An 18,155-nucleotide genomic window follows, 5' to 3' on the forward strand; every position below is an offset into this window, starting at 1 on the left:
CCTGTAGGAGTGAGCCTGCTCGCGATTGAGTGCGCAGCACTCACCAAGGTCAATCATGCTCTACACCCAAAAGAATCCGCCCACTGGAGCAGGTCGCCGTGTCATTGCGATAGGCAAAATACAACTTGCGCCGCTCCGGGTCGAACCGCAGGTGCAACTGGACTTCATCACCGGGCCGAACCAGTTGCTGGAACTTCAGCACTTCCATCCCGGCAAACGGGCCGGTCAGATTCAGCAACTGCCGCCCAAGGTGCAGCGCCCATTCCACCTGCACCACACCGGGCAATACTGGAGCTTTGGGAAAGTGACCACTGAAATAAGCCAGATCCGGTGGCACGCTCAGTTGCAGACTCCATTCACCCTCGGTCTCGACCTGCGACAGCACTTCGGGCGCTTTCGCTCGCGGCGCCATCAGCAGCGTTTCGATATCGGCCTGCGGCAGCTTGCCTTGGCTGTTCAACGGCAATTGCCGCACCAGTCGCCAGCGTCGGGGCAGCGCCAGGGCTTCGCAGTGCTGGCGCAAATGCTGGCGCAGGGTTTCGGTCAGGTTGCGACGGCCGTGTTCACGCAAGGCAAACAGGCCGGTCTCGCTGAGTACCAGCAGTGCACCGAGGGAGGCGCGGTTTTCCTGCACTACGCCGAGACGTGCTTCGGCGACCCAGTCATGGGTCACCAGCGCTTGTTCGAGCATGGGCAGAGAAATGCGTTTTTCTTCGAGTTTGACGATCCGGTCCAGCCGCCCGAACAGTTCGAAACGACCATCGGCGGCGATGCGCGCTGCATCAGCGGTGTGCTCGACGTGTCCGGCAGGCAGGTAAGGTGAAGCGATCAGTAGAGCGCCGTCGTTATCCTGGCTCAGTTCGACACCGGCGAACGGTTGCCACAGTTGTTCGCCCTGACGCCAGGCGATTCCGCCGGTTTCCGAGCTGCCGAGGATTTCCGTCGGCCATTGTTGCAAGCGTTTTTGCAGACTCTGCGCCGCTTCGAGCGGTAGCGCGCCACCGGAGGAAAACACCCGGCGCACGGCGCTCAGGGCTGGCCAGTCGAGGTTGTCGCCCATGCGTTTGAGCAGCGCCGGGCTGGCGACCCAGGCGAAGGCCGGATATTCGCGGCTGGCACGCTGCAAGTCTTCCGGAAACGCCAGTTGCTTGCGCAAGAACGGGCGCCCGGAGCACAGCGGCCAGAGGACGCGAAAGAGCAATCCGTAAATATGTTGAGTAGCGAGGCTACCGATGATGCAGGCCTCACCGAGGTCCGCGCCCCACAGTTGCTCCAGCGCTTCGACCTCGTTGGCCAGTTGGCGCAGAGTCTTGTCGATGCGCTTGGGCTCGCCGCTGGAGCCGGACGTGCACAGGCTCAGACGGCACTGGTCGAGATCCAGTTCGGCGCCGGGCAACGGCGGATGTTTAAAGTCGCTCAGTTGCGCGTCATCGGCCTGATCCGTCAGCCAGAGGTCGACTTCGCCCGACCAGCGCTGGCGGGTTTGCGCTTGCAGATCAGACGGCAGCAGAACACTGACGCCTGCACGCCATGCACCCAGCAGAGCGATGGCCAGTTCGGCGGCATCCTCCAGGTGCACAGCCAGACGTTTCACGCCCTGAACTTGCAGGTCGGCGGCAACGCTCAACGCCTGTTCGCACAGTTGCGCGTGTTCGAGCGCCGGTGCGTGGCTGATCGCCCGCGCCGGCACAGGCTTGAGCAGCAACTGCTCAAGTTTTATCCAGTTCATGTACGGCCTCTTACCCGTTGTCGTATCAGCCATTCAATGGCAAACATCAGGCCGATCAATCCATAGGAGATCAGACCGGTGTACAACATCCACCAATTCAGCGGCGCCCACAGGGTCAGGAGGGCGGCGCACAAACCGTTGCAGAAGAAAAACATGCTCCAGGCCACCGTGACCTTGCGCGTGTAGCGAATCGCGATGTCCGGCAGCTCTGGCTCACGCAAGCGCGCCAGTCGCTCGACCATCGGCGGCCCGAATTTCAGGCTCAGGCTGAACAGCACCAGCATGAAGCCGCTGATCAGCACCGGGTACCAGCGCAGCAACAACGGGCTGTCGAACAGCGCCAGCAGCAGGCAAAAAACAATGGCCACGCCAGCCATCCACAGGCTGCCGGGTTTGCGCTCGCCGGTCAGCGCCCGCGCCAGCCACAGGCTGCCCAGCAGCAGGCCGAACTGCCACGGAGCAAAATGCTCCATGCCGAAATACACCGCAAAGGGGTACAGCAGACCGGCCAGCAGCAGGCCGAGGCCGATCAGTCGGCTCATGCGGCCGGTTGAACCAGACGGTAGACCGCCTCGACCACGTCACCGACCGTGCGCACCGATTTGAACTCTTCGGCGGCGATTTTCTTGCCGGTCTGGCGCTTGATGTGATCGATCAGATCGACCGCGTCGATGCTGTCGATTTCCAGATCCTGGTACAGATTGGATTCCAGGCTGACACGGGCCGGATCCAGTTCGAACAGCTCGACCAAGGCATCGCGCAGGGTGTTGAAAATATCGTCACGAGTTTGCATGGTCCGGTCTCAAGCTGCCTGTTTTGCCGTGACGAACGCCGCAAGGCTGGCCACGTTGGTGAAATGGTTACGGGTGTCTTTGGCGTCGGCGTCGATCTTGATGCCGTATTTTTTCTGGATCGCCAGACCCAGTTCCAGCGCGTCGACGGAATCCAGACCCAGGCCTTCGCCGAACAGCGTCTGCTCGTCGCCAATGTCGTCGACACTGATGTCTTCGAGGCCGAGGGCGTCGATGATCAGCAGTTTGATGTCACGATTCAGATCGCTCATCTTCGGCGAGCTCCTTAATAAAGTAGGTGTGCAAATAATCGTTGAGCTTGCGCGAAGCTTGCGGGGCTGGCCCCTGCGCGGCGAAAGTCTGTGGGTCTATATCGGCGCCGACGCGAAAACTGAAGTGCACGCGGCGATTGGGGATTCGATACCAAGGCTCGGCTTTGGTCAGCGTGGTCGGGCTGACCTTGATAATCACCGGCGTGAGGATTTTCGCACCGCGCAGGGCAATCGCCGCAGCGCCCCGATGAAAGGCCGGCGCCTGACCGGGCTGGGTGCGCGTGCCTTCGGGAAAGATGATCAGGGTCTGGCCGTTTTGCAGGGATTGGGCGGCGCCATCGAGCATGTCCATGCTGCCGTCGTTGCTGATGTATTCGGTGCTGCGCAGCGGGCCACGGGTGAAGGGGTTTTCCCACAGGCTTTTCTTCACCACGCAATTGGCCTGGCGCACCAGACCGATCAGGAACACCACGTCGATCAACGACGGGTGATTGGCGATGATCATCTGCCCGGGGCGGCCAAGACGTTCAGCCCCTTGAATGTCATAGGTCAGCACGCCGGTACGGGCCATGAACCGGACGAAAAACCAGAACAGCCGACTGACGGTCTGCCGCGCGCGCTGCCGATGTTTCAGCGCATCACCCGGCAGGCATCCGAGCAGCGGAAACACCAGCACGCGCAGGCACAGTCCGCCCAGCCCGAACAGGGCGAAGCTTGCAGCGGTAGCCAGCAAGCGCCAGTAATAGGCGTCGCGGTTTTTCTCGGTCACGGGTTGCGTTGCCAGGTCCATACGCGATTTTTCCAGGCATGTTGGCAATGGGGTTGCTGGCCGAGCAGGGTTCGCAGCAAGTTGAGCGCGTGCGGCCAGTGCGCTTTTGACCGTGTTTCTGTGGTGCTGTTCAGGGTCAGCCGCCAGTCGGTACCGGGGGTGAGCAAAAGACCGAGCGCGTAGGGAAACGGCACGTCGTCGATCCACGCCGAATACGCTTCGGGCGGTTGTTCTTCGGTGATCACCAGCAACACCGCCGGGGCGCCTTCATTGAGCAGGGCTGCGGCTTCGAGCATGCCGTGTTCGAGGCCGTCGCCGGCAGCGGCGAGGGCAGTCATTTCGCTGGTCTCGCCGCGCATGATCGACCACAAGCCGATGATCGCGTTGTGCACCGAGAGGCTGAACTGCGTCGGCGACAGCGGCTGTTCGTTGGCCAGATCGGTGAGGATCTCGTAGGTACGCGGGGTTTCGCCGTGACGCGAAACGAACACCAGCGGCAGATTCTCCCGTCCGTCGGCCAAGGGCCAGCCCACGCTGAACGCCATGCGCGCCAGTCGGCTGAGGCGGCGGCGCTGCATGGCCGGCAAAAACGACACATCGGGCGCGGCATCACTGCGCTGGAGCACGACCGGTTGTCGGCTCCAGGCCTGCCAGGCGTCCACGCTGTCGAGGCCAGGAGCCCACGCGCGCCATTGGGCGATGTTGAAGTTGATCACGGACATTCATCCCGCCCCTGCGGGCTTTTGTTGACGCGTTTGGTCGCCAAAGCCGCAGCAGGCTTGACGTGGCGCTTGGCGCCGGGTGGCGCGCATTATCCCGGTGCGACGAGTGTGTAGCAAATGCTGGTTACATTTTGTGCAATGAAATGTACCGAGTGGTTCGCAAGAAAACTGTCACTTGGCCATTATCCAGATCGTGAGCGGCTTGTCTGTCAGGAATCTCGGCGATCAATGGCGGCGATTGCCCTATCTGTCCGCGGATATTTGCACCTGACTTTGTAGTCCGTGTCCGTCAAGGTAGCGAAGCGAGGTCGAGCGCATCTACACTCGGTCATTCTTTGATACACGGAGGTTTGGTCATGCGGCGCGTGGTGTTCAATCAGAAAGGTGGCGTAGGCAAGTCGAGCATTGCCTGCAATCTGGCGGCGGTCAGCGCGAGCGAGGGTTATCGCACGCTGTTGGTGGACCTCGATGCCCAGGCCAACTCCACTCAATATCTGACCGGGCTGACCGGCAATGACATCCCGATGGGAATTGCCGACTTCTTCAAGCAGACCCTGTCTTCGGGGCCGTTCTCGAAGAAGAATCAGGCGGATATCTACGAAACGCCGTTCGACAACCTGCACATCATCACCGCGACGGCCGAGCTGGCCGATTTGCAGCCCAAGCTCGAGGCCAAGCACAAGATCAACAAGTTGCGTAAGTTGCTGGATGAGTTGTCCGAGGATTACGACCGGATTTACCTCGATACCCCGCCAGCCTTGAATTTCTATGCAGTATCGGCGTTGATTGCCGCTGATCGGGTATTGATTCCCTTCGACTGCGACAGCTTTTCCCGTCAGGCTCTGTACGGCCTGATCGCGGAAATCGAAGAGCTGAAGGAAGACCACAACGAAGGTCTGGAAGTAGAAGGCATTGTGGTCAATCAGTTTCAGGCCCGGGCAAGCCTGCCTCAGCAGATGCTCGATGAGTTGATTACTGAAGGTTTGCCGGTATTGCCGGTGTATCTGAGCAGTTCTGTGCGCATGCGCGAATCGCACCAGGCCAGCATGCCGCTGATTCACCTCGACCCACGACACAAGCTGACCCAGCAGTTCGTTGAACTGCACAATCTGCTCGAAGATCACTGATTTCCCGGATTGCACCCAACCCCCTGTGGGAGCGAGCCTGCTCGCGAAGAGGCCAGTACATTCAACATCTGTGTTGACTGAACGGACGCCTTCGCGAGCAGGCTCGCTCCCACATTGGGTCCTGGTGTGTCAGATCCCCTGGCTACGCAGCCACGCCATCAGCTGCGGCAGCGGAAACGCACCACTCTGCCGTGCCACTTCCTTGCCGTTCTTGAACAGAATCAAACTCGGAATCGAGCGAATCCCCAACTGCGCCGACAACTGCTGATTCGCCTCGCTATCAAGCTTGGCCAAGCGGCACTTGCCCGCCAACTGCGCCGCCGCCTGCTCGAACACCGGCGCAAACGACTTGCACGGCCCGCACCAATCCGCCCAGACATCCACCAACAACGGCAGATCGCCTTTGATCTGGCTGGCGTAATCACCTTGCTTGAGTTCGAAGGGTTTGCTCAACAGCACGGCGGATTTGCAGCGCCCGCACTTGGGCTGATCCGCCAGGCGCTCGGCGGGGATGCGGTTGAGGCCGTTGCAGGAGGGGCAGGGGATGAGGAGTGGTTCGGACATGATGGGTTCTCAGGCAGGACGTCTATGAGACTGATCTGGAGGCAAAGTCACGATTATCAAGGAATTGATCTGTAGGTCGTTACCTTCCTCAGTTGAGGAAAGGGCCTACGCACGTCTGCGCGGAGGCTGACTATCTGTATTTTATCTAATCGGTCATTTTGTGCAGAACTGAGCGAAATACCTTCCTATGACCGCCAAGACCGTTAAACGCCTTCCACTCTCGGAGCTTTTGAAGGGCTCTGAATATCTAAAAACCTTAAATGCCCGGACGAGTTGTTCGCTCACCGGGGACTCTGTTGGCTTTGAAAGTGTTTGCCTTGATTCCGGTGCGGACCAAGGTCCGGGTCTCTTTACTCGTTTTCTGCAGTTGCCAGAAAACGAAGACGACTACGATGCCTTGGTGTTGGCGGTCGACGAACTGCTGGAAATTACCGGCGATGACGAGTCTCATCCGTTGATGAGCTTGGTGGATATCATTGGTGACTGGATTGAAGAATGGGATCAAACGCATCACCCGGTCCCAAAACCTCCGGGTTTTGAAGTATTGGGATATCTGATGCGTGAGCATGGTTTGACCCAGAGCGACTTGCCTGGAGTGGGCACTCAGTCAGTCGTCTCTGAGATCCTGAGCGGCAAGCGGCAACTAAACCTGCGACAGGTTCGATGGTTGGCTGAGTACTTCAAGCTGCCTGTAGACGTGTTTATCTAGGCCGCCTCAGGAAGAACAACTGATCTCCAAATGCTTGCCCCACTCCGGCGGCCGCTCGGCATAACCGTCCATCCCCGGCTGCTCGTCAAATGGTTTGCTCAGCACCGCGTGCAGCCGGCGTACTTCTGAGTAATCCCCTTGCTCTGCCGCGTCGATGGCTTTTTGCGCCAGGTAATTGCGCAGGATGTATAGCGGATTGACTGCATGCATGCGGGTGCGCCGTTGTTCCTGATCGGTGTCGCCATCGCGGGCAACCCGGGCGACGTAGCGTTCGCCCCAGGCGTCGAAACCCTTGATGTCGACGAAGTCATCACGCAACTGGGCGACGGCCTGTTCGGCGGACTCTTCACCGAGACGACGGAAGAACAGCGTGTAGTCGACGCCACTGTTCTGCATCAGTTGCAGCAGGTTTTCCAACAGCTTCTGGTCATCGTCTTCGGCGGTGGTGAAACCGAGGCGCCGGCGCATCAGGTCGAGGTAGTGCGCCTGAAACAGCGGCAGATACAAGCCGAGGGTTTCGCGCAGGGCTTCAACACTGATGAACGGCGTCAACGCTTGAGCCAATGCACTGAGGTTCCACTGGCCCACCGGCACCTGATTGCTGAACGAGTAGCGACCCTGATCATCGGAGTGGTTGCAGATGAAGTTGGCGTCGAAATCGTCGAGGAAGGCAAACGGGCCGAAGTCGAAGGTGATGCCGAGGATCGACATGTTGTCGGTGTTCATTACGCCGTGGCAGAAGCCGTAGGCCTGCCATTTGGCGATCAGTTCGGCGTTGCGCTCGACGATCTCGCGGAACATCGCCAGATACGGTTCCGGTTGCTCCAGGCACTCAGGGAAATGCATCGCCAGCACGTGCTCGCCCAGCTGCTTTTGCTGCTCGGGGCGTTTGGTGTAATAGAAATATTCGAAGTGGCCGAAGCGGATGTGGCTCGGCGCCAGACGCAGGACCATCGCTGCGCGTTCCTGCTTTTCACGCCAGACCGGGGTGTCGGAGCCGATCACGCACGCCGCGCGCGACGAAGGAATGTTCAGCGCGTATAGCGCCTCGGAAGCAAGGAACTCGCGGATCGACGAACGCAGCACCGCACGGCCATCGCCCATGCGCGAAAACGGCGTCTGCCCGGCGCCCTTCAGGTGCAGGTCCCAATGCTCGCCGGCCGCGTTGTACACCTCGCCGAGCAGCAAGCCACGACCGTCACCCAATTGCGGCGTGTAGCCGCCGAACTGATGTCCGGAATAGACCATTGCCCGCGGTTCGGCATCGGCCCACAGCTTGTGGCCGCCGAACAGTTCGGCAAATTCCTGGGTTTCAGCGGTCGCCGGATCGAGATCGAGCAAGGCTAGGGCCGCCGGGCTGGCGACGACTAGGCGCGGATTGTCGATCGGCTCGGGCAGCACATGGGCGGAGAACGCATCGCCCAAGCGGGCGAAGCGATTATCGAAGGTCAGTTCGTCGAGGGCTTTCAAGGGCCGGCTCCAGCAGAATGTCCGAGCATTCTGCTGGGTATAGACCGGTTAGTCGAGTTTGGCCGGCGGCGGCTCTTGCAGCGGTTTCTGATCGTCGGCGATCGGCACGATGGTTTTCGTTTCCGGTTCGATCGGCACCATCTTGTATTCCTGACCGTGAAGGTTCTTCAGGTAGACCTCCATCTGGCGGAACGAGATGTTGATGTGCTGCTTCTTGAACTCGCGGTTGATAAAGCGGTTGACCTCATCGAGCACCGGATTGCGGTCACCGAGGTCGCGCACGTGCATGCGCAACTCGTGGTCGAGGGTGCTTTCGCCGAAGTTGAGGAAGTACACATGCGGCTCGGGTTCCTTGAGCACGCGCGGGTTCTCGCGGGCAGCCTTGAGCAGCAGTTCCTTGACCAGATCCAGATCCGAGCCGTAATCGACACCGAGCTTCAGCGTCACGCGGGTGATGGTGTCGGTCAGCGACCAGTTGATCAATTGCCCGGTAATAAACGTCTTGTTCGGGACAATGATGTCCTTGCGGTCGAAGTCGGTGATGGTCGTGGCACGGATGCGGATCTTGCTCACCGTGCCCGACAGGTTGCCGATGGTGATGGTGTCACCGATCCGTACCGGACGTTCGAAGAGGATCATGATGCCGGAGATGAAGTTCGCAAAGATCTCCTGCATGCCGAAACCGAGGCCGACCGACAGCGCCGCCACCAGCCATTGCAACTTGTCCCAGCTGACGCCGAGGGTCGACAGGGTCGAGACGAAACCGACACCGGCGATCACGTAGGACAGCAACGTCGTGGTCGCATAAGCGCTGCCCTGGGCCAGATTGAGCTTGGACAGCACAAACACTTCCAGCAGGCCGGGCAAGTTGCGCGCGAGGGCGAAGGTAATGCCGATGATGATCAGTGCGCCGAGCATGTCGCCGATGCTGATCGGCACCATGCTCATGTTGGCGCCGGTGCCGCTGGTGTATTCGTAGAGGGTGATGTTGTCGAGGTACGAGAACACCGATATCAGGTCCGACCAGACCCAGTACAGCGCGGCGATGAAACCGCCGAGCAGGGCCAGACGGATCAGGCGCAGGGACTGTTCGTTGACCTTTTCGATGTCCAGAGTCGGCTCTTCGATCACCGCTTCGCCATCGCCAGCCTCTTTCGCTGCCTGACGTTTAGCCAGAGCGCGCTGGTAGGCCAGACGTCGCGCGGCGACGCTCAGGCCGCGAACGAATGTTGCTTCGATGACCAGCCAGAACATCAGCAGGTACAGGGTGTTGATCAGACGGTCGCTGAGTTTCAGCGCGGTGTAGTAGTAGCCGAAACATACCGCGACAAAAAGCGCGATCGGCAGCAGGGTGAACATCACGCCGACGGCCTTGCGGAACAGCGAGGCGTTTTCGTGGGCCGGGCTGCTGATCAGCAAGCGACTGAGCAGCCATGCCATCAACGCGTAGCAGGTCAGCACCACTGGCATGCCGAGGACGTCGTCGGCGAGCGCCGCCGGTTGTAATTCGGCGACCGCCACCACGGCCACCAGCGCCATGACCACCAGCCCGAGCCGGCGTACCCAGCCCTGAAGGAATTCGACCTGGGGTTTTTCCCAGCGGAAGTGCAATTCGGCCACACCGCCGGGCGCGAGGATTCGATAGGCGGTGTAGAACACCAGCCATGCCTGCCCCATCTGCAGGAGCGCTGCGCCCATGTTGGCATTCTGGCCGCGCGCGTCGATCTGCAAGGCCAGCCCGCACAAGGCGAGGCCCAGCGCCACCGGCATCGCCAGCAGAATATTGATCAGAATGGCCTGCGGTGTGTGCCACTGGCTGTCGCGCTTGAAATGGCCGATGTCCTGGTGAACCTTGTTCAGGCGACCGTAGAGACTTTTGCGGCGCCACAGCAGTGCGCCGATCAGCAATGCCAGAGGCAGAAACAGCAAGGGGCGCTGGGTCAGGCCGTCGGTCAGCTCGCTCAGGCTGGAGGCCCACGGCAGTGTATCGACCTGGCGTTTCAGCCGCTCCGGTACACCCCGCATCCACTCCAGATCCAGCGGCTTGTTGCTGGGAATCCAGAACATTTGCTCATCGAGGGTCGCACGCAGGCTCTGCGCGGTGCTCAGCAGTTGTTTCTGGTTGAGTTGCAGGGTGATCGATTCGTTGAGCATCGAGCTCAGTTCGCGGTTCAGGCGCTCCAGCAGATCAACGCGTGTGTTGGCCAGATCCAGCAGGCTTTTGCGCAACTGCGGGGTGACTTGTTCCGGCGGCTGAGTGGCCAGCAGGGTGTCGACATAGGACGCCGGATTGCTCAACAGTTCACGCTGCTGGCTGACGTCGAACTGATACAGGCGAATGTCGGCGATCTGATCCGCCAGATCACGATCGACCTTGAGTCGTGGCAGAGCTTGCTTCTGTTTGTAGAGAATCTTCGACAGCAGCAGGCTGCCCTTGAGCACGTTGATCTGCTCATCGAGGGCGGCATCGCTCTGGGTCAGGGTGTCGAGTTGCTGCTTGGTCTGCAGGTTCTGCTGGGTGACTTCGTTGAGGCGGTCGGTGCTTTTGAGCAGATAGTCCGAAAGCTTGAGGTTGGCTGAACTCTCAGTGGCGAGCAAGCTGCTGCTGCCGGCCTTCTGCGCCTCGATCGACTGCTGGGTCACGGTTTCCTGCGACTGCGCCAGACGCTTCTGATTGATCAGCGTCTGCAGTTCCTGAATCTCGCGGTCGAGGCGGTCGGATTTCTCCGAGAGCAGGTCATGCTGGGCGTTGCCCAGATCCTGCAACTGGCTGTTGCCGGCCAACTCCTGGCGGCGCAAAGGGATCAGCGCGTTCAGCGCTGCCAGTTCCGCGTTCAACTGATCGCGTTGCTCGTTGCTGACAGTCTTGCCGGCGTCCTTGCCGGACTTGAGGATGTTGTTGATCTGCTGGATGCGCGTCTGGCTGGCGGAAATTTCCGCTTGGGCGCGCTCGGGACGGGTCTGGGCAGTGATGATCAGACTGTTGGCGTCGGCCAGCGCTTTTTGCAGATCGCTTTGCTGGGTCGAGCGATCCGTCAGGATCTGCTCCAGCTGCTGGATCGACTCCTTGGGAAAACGCTGTGCCACCGGCACGACCGCCGTGGCCTTTAGGCGCGTCAGTTCGCGAGTGTTTTCGATCGTCTGCTTCGGCGCCGTGGCCAGCTGCTGTTTGAGGTCGATCAGCTTTTGTGCGTAATCACGCTGATTGTTCAGCTGAGTCAGCGTGCTCTGCAGGGTGGTTTGCAGGGCCTTTTTATCGGCATCCGGCAGTTTGCTGTCGGCGAGCTTGTCGAGGCTGGCCTGCACGGCGTCGCTGGACGGCGGTTCGGCGGCGTACAGCGGGCCGACAGTAAGACTCAGGCCCAGCAGGGCCGCGGCGAAAAAGGAGCGCAGGGTAGGCATAGAGACCGGTCAAGCAAGTGAGAGTGGACGCAGTTTAGAGGAAGAGCCCGGGGCCCGGGCGACTTCCTTCGGGGAATCTGACGCCCACTTTGCCGATCTTGTTCCCGTCCATGACCGCAACCGTCCAGTGGGTGTTGTTCCATTCCACCTGGTCACCGACGATGGGCGCACCACCGACTTTCTGCGCGATGAAGGCGCCCAGGGTCATGTCCGGATCAATACCCTCGGCCGGCAGGCCATAGAGTGCGGCAACCGCTTTAAGCTGGGCATCTCCTTCGAGTACGAAATCGCCGAAGAAACGCAGATCGAGGCCACGTTGCGGCGCCTGGCTGAACAGTTTTCCGAGGGCGCCGAGGTTGTGTTCATGGCCGATAACACACAGTAAATCATCGACTTCCAGCACCGTACTACCCGACGGATGGAGCAGTTGCTGGCCACGAAACAGTGCGGCGATACGTGTGCCTTCGGGCATTTTCAGTTCGCGCAGGGGCGAACCGATGCACCATTTCTCTGCGCCGAGCTTATAAACGAACAGCTCCCATTCGCTGGTGACGTGGACTTCCAGCGCCGCGCGGGAAATCGGCGCGGGCTCTGGCGGTACCGTCACCTTCAACAGCTTGGCCACCCACGGCAGGCTCGTGCCCTGCACCAGCAGCGACACCAGCACGATGAAGAACGCGAGGTTGAAGTACAGCTGCGCATTCGGCAGCCCGGCCATCAGCGGGAACACCGCGAGAATGATCGGCACCGCACCGCGCAGGCCGACCCAGGAAATAAAGGCTTTTTCGCGGCCATGGAAGGCCTTGAACGGCAGCAGGCCGACCATCACCGACAGTGGCCGCGCAAACAGAATCATCCACAGTGCCAGACCGAGAGCGGGCAGGGCGATCGGCAGCAAATCATGCGGCGTTACCAGCAAACCCAGCACAAGGAACATGCCGATCTGCGCCAGCCATGCCATGCCGTCGAGCATGTGCAGAATGCCGTGGCGACTGCGCACCGGGCGGTTGCCGATCACCAGACCGCACAGATAAACCGCGAGGAAGCCGCTGCCATGCAGGGCGTTGGTCAGGGCGAATACCACCAGACCGCCAGCGATCACCAGAATCGGATACAGGCCGGCGGCCAGATTGATCCGGTTGACCAGTTGCAACATCAGCCAGCCGCCACCGAGACCGATCACGCCGCCGATGCCGAACTCGCGGATCAGGTGGGTCAACAGGCTCCAGTGCAGGCCGGTCTGGCCGCTGGCGAGCATGTCGATCAGGGTCACGGTGAGAAACACCGCCATCGGGTCGTTGCTGCCGGATTCGATTTCAAGAGTCGCGGTGACCCGTTCGTTCAGGCCTTTGCCGCCGAGCAGCGAGAACACCGCTGCGGCGTCCGTCGAGCCGACGATGGCGCCGATCAGCAAGCCCTGGATGAGGTTCAGATCGAACAGCCACGCGGCGGCCATGCCGGTCAGCCCGGTGGTGATCAACACCCCAACCGTGGCCAGCGATAGCGCTGGCCATAACGCCACGCGGAAACTCGACACCCGCGTGCGCAAACCGCCGTCGAGGAGGATCACCGCCAGTGCGAGGTTGCCGACCAGATAGGCCGTCGGGTAGTTATCGAAAATGATCCCGCCGCCATCGACCCCGGCGGCCATGCCGACAGCGAGGATGATGACCAGAATCGGGATGCCGAGACGGGAAGAAAGTGAGCTGACGAGAATGCTTGCGCCTACCAGCAACGCGCCGATCAAGAACAGGCTGTTGATGGTCGTCGCATTCAAAGGCAGTACTCCAGAAGCGTAAAGACGGGCACAAACTGACCATGCAGTCTGCGTGCCAGCGATTCTAACCTGTTGAAATGTGATGCTGTCAAAAAGGTTTTTACGTTGGGGGATTCGAGGTTTGGGTTCGGCTGGCGATTGCTGCCCTCACCCTAGCCCTCTCCCAGGGGGAGAGGGGACTGATCGCGGTGTTTGTGCGAGGTACGCTGACTTGCAATATCGAGCCGAACTCAAAATCTGAAAGGCCCCCAATCTGCTCCCTTTCCCCCTCTCCCTCTGGGAGAGGGCTGGGGTGAGGGTGCTTTTGATCTTGATCTACTAAATTAAAGGCTGAACCGCCCAACCATGTTGTTCAGATCCAGCGCCAACCGCGACAGTTCATTACTCGCCGCACTGGTCTGATTCGCGCCCGTCGCCGATTGCACCGACAAATCACGAATATTCACCAGATTGCGATCCACTTCCCGCGCCACTTGCGCCTGCTCTTCGGCGGCGCTGGCGATCACCAGGTTGCGCTCGTTGATTTCGACGATGGCGGTGTTGATGGTGTCCAGCGACATGCCGGCACCACGGGCGATGTTCAGGGTCGACTCGGCGCGCTCGGTGCTGTTGCGCATCGAATCCACGGCGTGTTCGGTGCCGCTCTGAATGCTGCCGATCATCCGCTCGATTTCGCTGGTCGACTGCTGGGTGCGGTGCGCCAGGGCACGTACTTCGTCTGCTACCACGGCAAAACCACGACCGGCTTCACCGGCGCGTGCCGCTTCAATCGCTGCGTTCAGTGCCAGCAGGTTGGTCTGATCGGCCAGACCACGAATCACGTCGAGCACCTTGCCGATGTCACGGGATTCATTAGCCAGATCACCGATCAGAGACGCTGTGCTCTGCACATCGGCGCTCATGCGTTCGATCGCGCTAACGGTTTCCTGCACCAGATCACGCCCGTCACCGGCGGAAGTGGTGGCGTTTTTCGAGGCTTCCGAAGTGCTCACGGCGTTGCGCGCGACTTCTTCCACGGCGCTCGTCATTTCATTGACCGCAGTGGCCGCCTGTTCGATTTCATTGTTCTGCTGAGTCAGGCCGCGCGCGCTTTCGTCGGTGACGCTGTTCAGTTCTTCAGCCGCCGAAGCCAATTGAGTGGCCGAGCCGGAAATACGCTGCAGGGTGTCACGCAGCTTCGATTGCATCTTGGCCATGGCCGCGAGCAGACGTCCTGCCTCGTCTTCACCGTCAACGTGGATCGGCTGGGTCAGGTTGCCTTCGGCGATGGTTTCCGCAGCTTCCAATGCTTTGGAGATCGGCTTGGTGATGCTCACAGTCAGCAGCCAGGCAAAGAGGAACGTCAGGCCAGTGGCGATCACCAACAGCGTAACCACAAGGTTGAAAGACATCGAAAACTGCTCGCTCGCGCCTTTATCCGTCTCGGCGATTTGCTGAGTGTTGATCTCCAGCAAACGCGCCAGGGCGGTGTTCACCGCTTCCGAGTTGCTCAGCAAGTCCGAGTTGAGCATTTGCCGCAGTTCATCAATCTGATTGTTGCGCGACAGGGTTTTCATCCGGTCTTCAAGCTGGCGGTACTGCGCGAGCAACTGCACGTATTGATCGTAAGCCGCACGTTCTTGCGGGCCGTCGATCAACGGTTCGTAGGCGCGCTGGGCGTCGGCGATCTGCTTGTTGCGCAACTCGAACAGTTCGACAGTCTTTTGTTGAACGTCCGGTTCACGGTTGATCAGCAACCGATACGACAAAACGCGCAGGCGCAGGGTCAGTTGGGTGAATTCGTCGAGGGCTTTGATGGAAGGCACGCTGGCCGTGGCGATGTCTTCGCCTGCTGCGCGGATTTTGCTCATCTGATTCAGCGCGAACACGCCGAGAATCAGCATCAGGCCGCCGATCAGGGCGAAACCGGTAAACGCCCGTGGGGCGATATTCATATTGCGGAGGGACATGGGCGGATACCAAGAGAGGGCCGCTTCCATGCGGGCTGAGACTGCTGTATGGATGACTTATCGGTCATACGACTAAAGTCTTGAGGCACTGTGCGTATTTGTCGCAGAAGGGCTTGGGCGACGAAGTGCAGGAACCAGATCGGCAGATCACAGTCTTTAAAACTCGCAGGAACGGTCGGCCGCCAGGAAAATCAAGGCTTTGCGCCGGTTTAACCCTGGCATCCGTGATGACTTTTCTTTATCGTACGCGCCCTTTGAAAAACGCTTGGAAGATCAAAATGTTGGAAGCATCCCTCAGCCAATTGGAACAGCTCGTCAGCGACCTGGTGCAACAGAACCAGACCCTCGCGCAAACCAACCAGACCCTGTCCACGGAACTGGCCCAGGCCAAGGATGAAAACGAAAGCCTGCAACTGAACCTGATGGAGCAGGAAGAAAAGCACGGCGCCACTGCTGCACGCATTCAGGCACTGGTTGATCGCGTCAACGCCGGTCCTGTCAGCGCATGAACCACCACACAGCAGGGGTAAAAGTCGTCTCCATTCTCGGGGAGGACTATTCGATCAAGGCACCGGCCGGGGAAGAACAGACCCTGCTGGACGCGGCCATGATGCTCAAGGCTGCGCTGGACGACACCAAACGCAAATACCCGACGCTGATCGGTGATCGCTTGCTGGTGTTGGCGGCGATGAATCTGTGCTCGCAGCAGATCGAAATGAAGAAGCAACACCAGGAAGAACTCGACCGTTACCAAGAGCAAGTCAGCGCCACGGTCGACACCATCGCCAAGACCATTAACCAGGGTTAATGGAGCTGCGCACAACCAAAGAATAGATTGTCGACTGAGTTGTATACAATCGGCACGGCTGTTGCATTGTTTCGGCCACTTATTCTTTGGGGGTGCTCCATGCAGTTGTGGCGACGCAGTATTCAATGGCAGCTGATTCTCAGCATGGGCACGGCCCTGCTGATCAGCATCCTGATCGTGGTTGGCATTTATACCCTGGTGGTCAACCGCCTCGCCCAGAGCTATCTGGTCGAACAAGCCCTGCCGTCGAGCATCGAAGCGACGCGTAACGATATCGAACGCATCCTTGTGCAACCGCTGACGGCGGCCAAGGATATTGCCAGCAACACAATGGTCCGCGACTGGCTCGCTACTGGCGAAGACAGCAGCAAAACGGCGGGCTTCGCGCAGTATCTGGAAGGCATCCGCGCCGAACATAAAGCCTTTACCGCTTTGATCATCGGCACCGAATCCAATCATTACATCACCGAAAAAGGCCTGGATCGCACCCTCAGCCGTTCAAAACCGGCTGACGCGTGGTTCTATTCCTTCCTCGACAGCAATCAGCCGCGCACTCTCAATATCGACAACGACGGCGCCACCGGAGAACTGGCGCTGTTCATCGATCTGAAGGTCGAGCAGGCCGGCAAAGTCGTCGGTGTGGCCGGGCTCGGTTTGAGCATGAAAGAGCTGTCGGAGCTGATTCACAACTTCAGCTTTGGCGAGCGCGGCAAGGTCTATCTTGTGCGTTCCGACGGTTTGATCCAGGTGCATCCCGAGGCGCAGTTCAGCGGCAAACGCACCTTGAGCGAGCAGATCGGCGCCAATGCAGCGCAGGCCGTCATGGGCCAGAAAACGGCGATCAGCAGCAGCTTCCAGAGGGATGGCGAAGATTTCCTCGCCTTCAGCCTGCCGTTGCGTGATCTGGGCTGGACTCTGGTGGCCGAAGTGCCGCAATCGCAGATCTACGCCGAAGCCCGTAAAGCGATGTGGATGAGCGGCGGCATTGGTCTGGCCGTGGCACTGGTGTGCCTCGCGTTGGTGGTGTGGCTGGCGCAAGGTTTGGTGCGGCCGATTCGCCAAGTAACAGCTGCATTGGTAGCAATCGGTAGCGGTGGGGGAGATTTGACCCACCGGTTAGATTCCAGTCGCGCCGATGAGTTGGGCGACCTCGCGCGCGGCTTCAATCGTTTCCTCGACAGCCAGCGCGGGATGATCGCTGAAGTGCTGACCACCAGCGAGCGTCTGCGTACGGCAGTGGGGCAAGTGGCGAAAGTGGTGGAGAACACCGCAGAGCGCTCGGGTCGTCAGCAGGAAATGACTGACATGGTCGCGACTGCCGTTCACGAGATGGGTCTGACCGTGCAGGAGATTGCGCAGAACGCTGGTAATGCGGCACTGGCCTCGCAAACCGCGCGCGATGAAGCGATGCAGGCGCGGGAAGTGGTCGGTGGCTCGATTCGGCATATTGAAAGCATGTCCGATGAGATTGGCGTTGCGGCGGGGGCAGTGGGGGAGCTGGCGCATCAAGTGGCGTCGATCGACTCGGTGTTAGCTGTGATTCGCGGGGTGTCCGAGCAGACCAATCTTTTGGCGCTGAACGCGGCGATCGAAGCGGCGCGGGCTGGGGATATGGGGCGCGGCTTTGCGGTTGTCGCTGATGAAGTGCGCACCTTGGCGCGACGCACTCAAGCGTCTACTGACGAGATTCAGCAGATGATCGGTAGCCTCAAGCAAGGTGCGGAAAACGCCGTGTCGTCGATGCGTACCGGCCAGGCGGCGACTGGCACCGGGGTTGAGTCGAGTCAGCGCACCGGGGCGTCGCTGACGGCGATTACCGGTCAGGTCGAGCGCATCAGCGACATGAACCATCAGGTGGCGACGGCGACGGAAGAGCAGTCGGCGGTGACTGAAGAGATCAACCGTAATGTGCAGGGGATTTCTGATCTGGCGCGGGCGACGGCGGGGGAGGTGCGGGCGTGTCGTGAAGACTGCCAGATGTTGCAGAGGTTGGCGGATGATTTGGCAAGGCAGATGGGTGGGTTCAAGTTGAGTTGAGTGTTGAGCCAGAAAAGCCCCTCACCCTA

16 protein-coding genes are annotated in these 18,155 nt (G+C 60.0%); 5 read left to right on the forward strand and 11 right to left on the reverse strand.

From position 1 onward, the window contains the following. Positions 1 to 49 precede the first annotated feature (49 nt). The 6 genes from HU718_RS03205 to HU718_RS03230 are packed head-to-tail and all read right to left on the reverse strand — an operon-like array spanning position 50 to position 4,283. Positions 50 to 1,729 (reverse strand): acyl-CoA synthetase family protein, encoded by a 1,680-nt coding sequence (locus HU718_RS03205; RefSeq protein ID WP_186612966.1) that lies wholly within the window; start codon positions 1,727 to 1,729, stop codon positions 50 to 52. Then, positions 1,726 to 2,271: a COG4648 family protein gene (locus tag HU718_RS03210; RefSeq protein ID WP_186612964.1), complete on the reverse strand. Its 546-nt coding sequence runs from the start codon at positions 2,269 to 2,271 to the stop codon at positions 1,726 to 1,728. The genes HU718_RS03205 and HU718_RS03210 overlap by 4 nt, the downstream gene beginning before the upstream one ends. After that, positions 2,268 to 2,522 carry an acyl carrier protein gene (locus tag HU718_RS03215; protein ID WP_007909503.1) on the reverse strand — a complete coding sequence of 85 codons (255 nt, stop codon included), beginning with the start codon at positions 2,520 to 2,522 and terminating at the stop codon, positions 2,268 to 2,270. Before HU718_RS03215 ends, HU718_RS03210 begins: the two co-directional genes overlap by 4 nt. Before the next feature lie 9 nt (positions 2,523 to 2,531). Then, on the reverse strand, positions 2,532 to 2,792 hold the full coding sequence (locus HU718_RS03220; RefSeq protein WP_016983882.1) for a phosphopantetheine-binding protein: 261 nt from the start codon (positions 2,790 to 2,792) through the stop codon (positions 2,532 to 2,534). Continuing rightward, the gene (locus HU718_RS03225; protein WP_150708711.1) at positions 2,773 to 3,582 is read right to left on the reverse strand and encodes a lysophospholipid acyltransferase family protein; all 810 of its coding nucleotides are present in this window, start codon (positions 3,580 to 3,582) and stop codon (positions 2,773 to 2,775) included. Before HU718_RS03225 ends, HU718_RS03220 begins: the two co-directional genes overlap by 20 nt. After that, the gene (locus HU718_RS03230) at positions 3,558 to 4,283 is read right to left on the reverse strand and encodes a beta-ketoacyl synthase chain length factor (protein ID WP_102899495.1); all 726 of its coding nucleotides are present in this window, start codon (positions 4,281 to 4,283) and stop codon (positions 3,558 to 3,560) included. Before HU718_RS03230 ends, HU718_RS03225 begins: the two co-directional genes overlap by 25 nt. 356 nt (positions 4,284 to 4,639) lie before the next feature. On the opposite strand from HU718_RS03230, the gene HU718_RS03235 reads away from it, so the two are divergent. Further along, positions 4,640 to 5,410 (forward strand): ParA family protein, encoded by a 771-nt coding sequence (locus HU718_RS03235; RefSeq protein ID WP_150708710.1) that lies wholly within the window; start codon positions 4,640 to 4,642, stop codon positions 5,408 to 5,410. 129 nt (positions 5,411 to 5,539) lie between these two features. Here HU718_RS03235 and trxC read toward each other — a convergent pair whose 3' ends face one another. Continuing rightward, a complete protein-coding gene (gene trxC, locus HU718_RS03240) occupies positions 5,540 to 5,974 on the reverse strand; it encodes a thioredoxin TrxC (protein WP_186612962.1) in 435 nt (144 codons plus the stop codon). 361 nt (positions 5,975 to 6,335) lie between these two features. On the opposite strand from trxC, the gene HU718_RS03245 reads away from it, so the two are divergent. Beyond that, positions 6,336 to 6,683 carry a helix-turn-helix domain-containing protein gene (locus tag HU718_RS03245; protein WP_052229391.1) on the forward strand — a complete coding sequence of 116 codons (348 nt, stop codon included), beginning with the start codon at positions 6,336 to 6,338 and terminating at the stop codon, positions 6,681 to 6,683. 6 nt (positions 6,684 to 6,689) lie between these two features. Here HU718_RS03245 and selO read toward each other — a convergent pair whose 3' ends face one another. The 4 genes from selO to HU718_RS03265 form a co-directional block, all read right to left on the reverse strand. Next, positions 6,690 to 8,153, reverse strand: coding sequence for a protein adenylyltransferase SelO (gene selO, locus HU718_RS03250; protein WP_186612960.1), 1,464 nt, complete (start codon positions 8,151 to 8,153; stop codon positions 6,690 to 6,692). A 48-nt stretch (positions 8,154 to 8,201) separates the two neighbouring features. Further along, positions 8,202 to 11,555, reverse strand: a complete 3,354-nt coding sequence (gene mscK / locus HU718_RS03255) for a mechanosensitive channel MscK (protein ID WP_102899491.1) — start codon at positions 11,553 to 11,555, stop codon at positions 8,202 to 8,204. A 34-nt stretch (positions 11,556 to 11,589) separates the two neighbouring features. Beyond that, positions 11,590 to 13,332, reverse strand: coding sequence for a potassium/proton antiporter (locus HU718_RS03260; RefSeq protein ID WP_095120691.1), 1,743 nt, complete (start codon positions 13,330 to 13,332; stop codon positions 11,590 to 11,592). Between the two features lie 323 nt (positions 13,333 to 13,655). After that, positions 13,656 to 15,281, reverse strand: coding sequence for a methyl-accepting chemotaxis protein (locus HU718_RS03265; protein WP_095120690.1), 1,626 nt, complete (start codon positions 15,279 to 15,281; stop codon positions 13,656 to 13,658). Positions 15,282 to 15,559: 278 nt separating this feature from the next. Between HU718_RS03265 and HU718_RS03270 the strand changes: the two genes are divergently transcribed. The 3 genes from HU718_RS03270 to HU718_RS03280 all read left to right on the forward strand — a co-directional run bounded on the left by HU718_RS03270 (position 15,560) and on the right by HU718_RS03280 (position 18,126). Further along, positions 15,560 to 15,790, forward strand: coding sequence for a hypothetical protein (locus HU718_RS03270; protein ID WP_007909525.1), 231 nt, complete (start codon positions 15,560 to 15,562; stop codon positions 15,788 to 15,790). After that, positions 15,787 to 16,089, forward strand: coding sequence for a cell division protein ZapA (locus tag HU718_RS03275; protein ID WP_016987569.1), 303 nt, complete (start codon positions 15,787 to 15,789; stop codon positions 16,087 to 16,089). The genes HU718_RS03270 and HU718_RS03275 overlap by 4 nt, the downstream gene beginning before the upstream one ends. A gap of 99 nt (positions 16,090 to 16,188) precedes the next feature. Next, positions 16,189 to 18,126 carry a methyl-accepting chemotaxis protein gene (locus HU718_RS03280; RefSeq protein ID WP_186612958.1) on the forward strand — a complete coding sequence of 646 codons (1,938 nt, stop codon included), beginning with the start codon at positions 16,189 to 16,191 and terminating at the stop codon, positions 18,124 to 18,126. Positions 18,127 to 18,155 lie beyond the last annotated feature (29 nt).

This window comes from Pseudomonas tensinigenes (assembly GCF_014268445.2).
Taxonomy (GTDB): domain Bacteria; phylum Pseudomonadota; class Gammaproteobacteria; order Pseudomonadales; family Pseudomonadaceae; genus Aquipseudomonas; species Aquipseudomonas tensinigenes.

Bases quoted from the DNA above. Each gene is read 5' to 3' on its own strand.
- HU718_RS03230 (WP_102899495.1), bottom strand. From the start codon at position 4,283: ATGTCCGTGATCAACTTCAACATCGCCCAATGGCGCGCGTGGGCTCCT.
- HU718_RS03235 (WP_150708710.1), top strand. From the start codon at position 4,640: ATGCGGCGCGTGGTGTTCAATCAGAAAGGTGGCGTAGGCAAGTCGAGC.
- HU718_RS03205 (WP_186612966.1), bottom strand. From the start codon at position 1,729: ATGAACTGGATAAAACTTGAGCAGTTGCTGCTCAAGCCTGTGCCGGCG.
- trxC (WP_186612962.1), bottom strand. From the start codon at position 5,974: ATGTCCGAACCACTCCTCATCCCCTGCCCCTCCTGCAACGGCCTCAAC.
- HU718_RS03275 (WP_016987569.1), top strand. From the start codon at position 15,787: ATGAACCACCACACAGCAGGGGTAAAAGTCGTCTCCATTCTCGGGGAG.
- mscK (WP_102899491.1), bottom strand. From the start codon at position 11,555: ATGCCTACCCTGCGCTCCTTTTTCGCCGCGGCCCTGCTGGGCCTGAGT.
- HU718_RS03270 (WP_007909525.1), top strand. From the start codon at position 15,560: ATGTTGGAAGCATCCCTCAGCCAATTGGAACAGCTCGTCAGCGACCTG.
- HU718_RS03215 (WP_007909503.1), bottom strand. From the start codon at position 2,522: ATGCAAACTCGTGACGATATTTTCAACACCCTGCGCGATGCCTTGGTC.
- HU718_RS03225 (WP_150708711.1), bottom strand. From the start codon at position 3,582: ATGGACCTGGCAACGCAACCCGTGACCGAGAAAAACCGCGACGCCTAT.
- HU718_RS03265 (WP_095120690.1), bottom strand. From the start codon at position 15,281: ATGTCCCTCCGCAATATGAATATCGCCCCACGGGCGTTTACCGGTTTC.
- HU718_RS03220 (WP_016983882.1), bottom strand. From the start codon at position 2,792: ATGAGCGATCTGAATCGTGACATCAAACTGCTGATCATCGACGCCCTC.
- HU718_RS03210 (WP_186612964.1), bottom strand. From the start codon at position 2,271: ATGAGCCGACTGATCGGCCTCGGCCTGCTGCTGGCCGGTCTGCTGTAC.
- HU718_RS03280 (WP_186612958.1), top strand. From the start codon at position 16,189: ATGCAGTTGTGGCGACGCAGTATTCAATGGCAGCTGATTCTCAGCATG.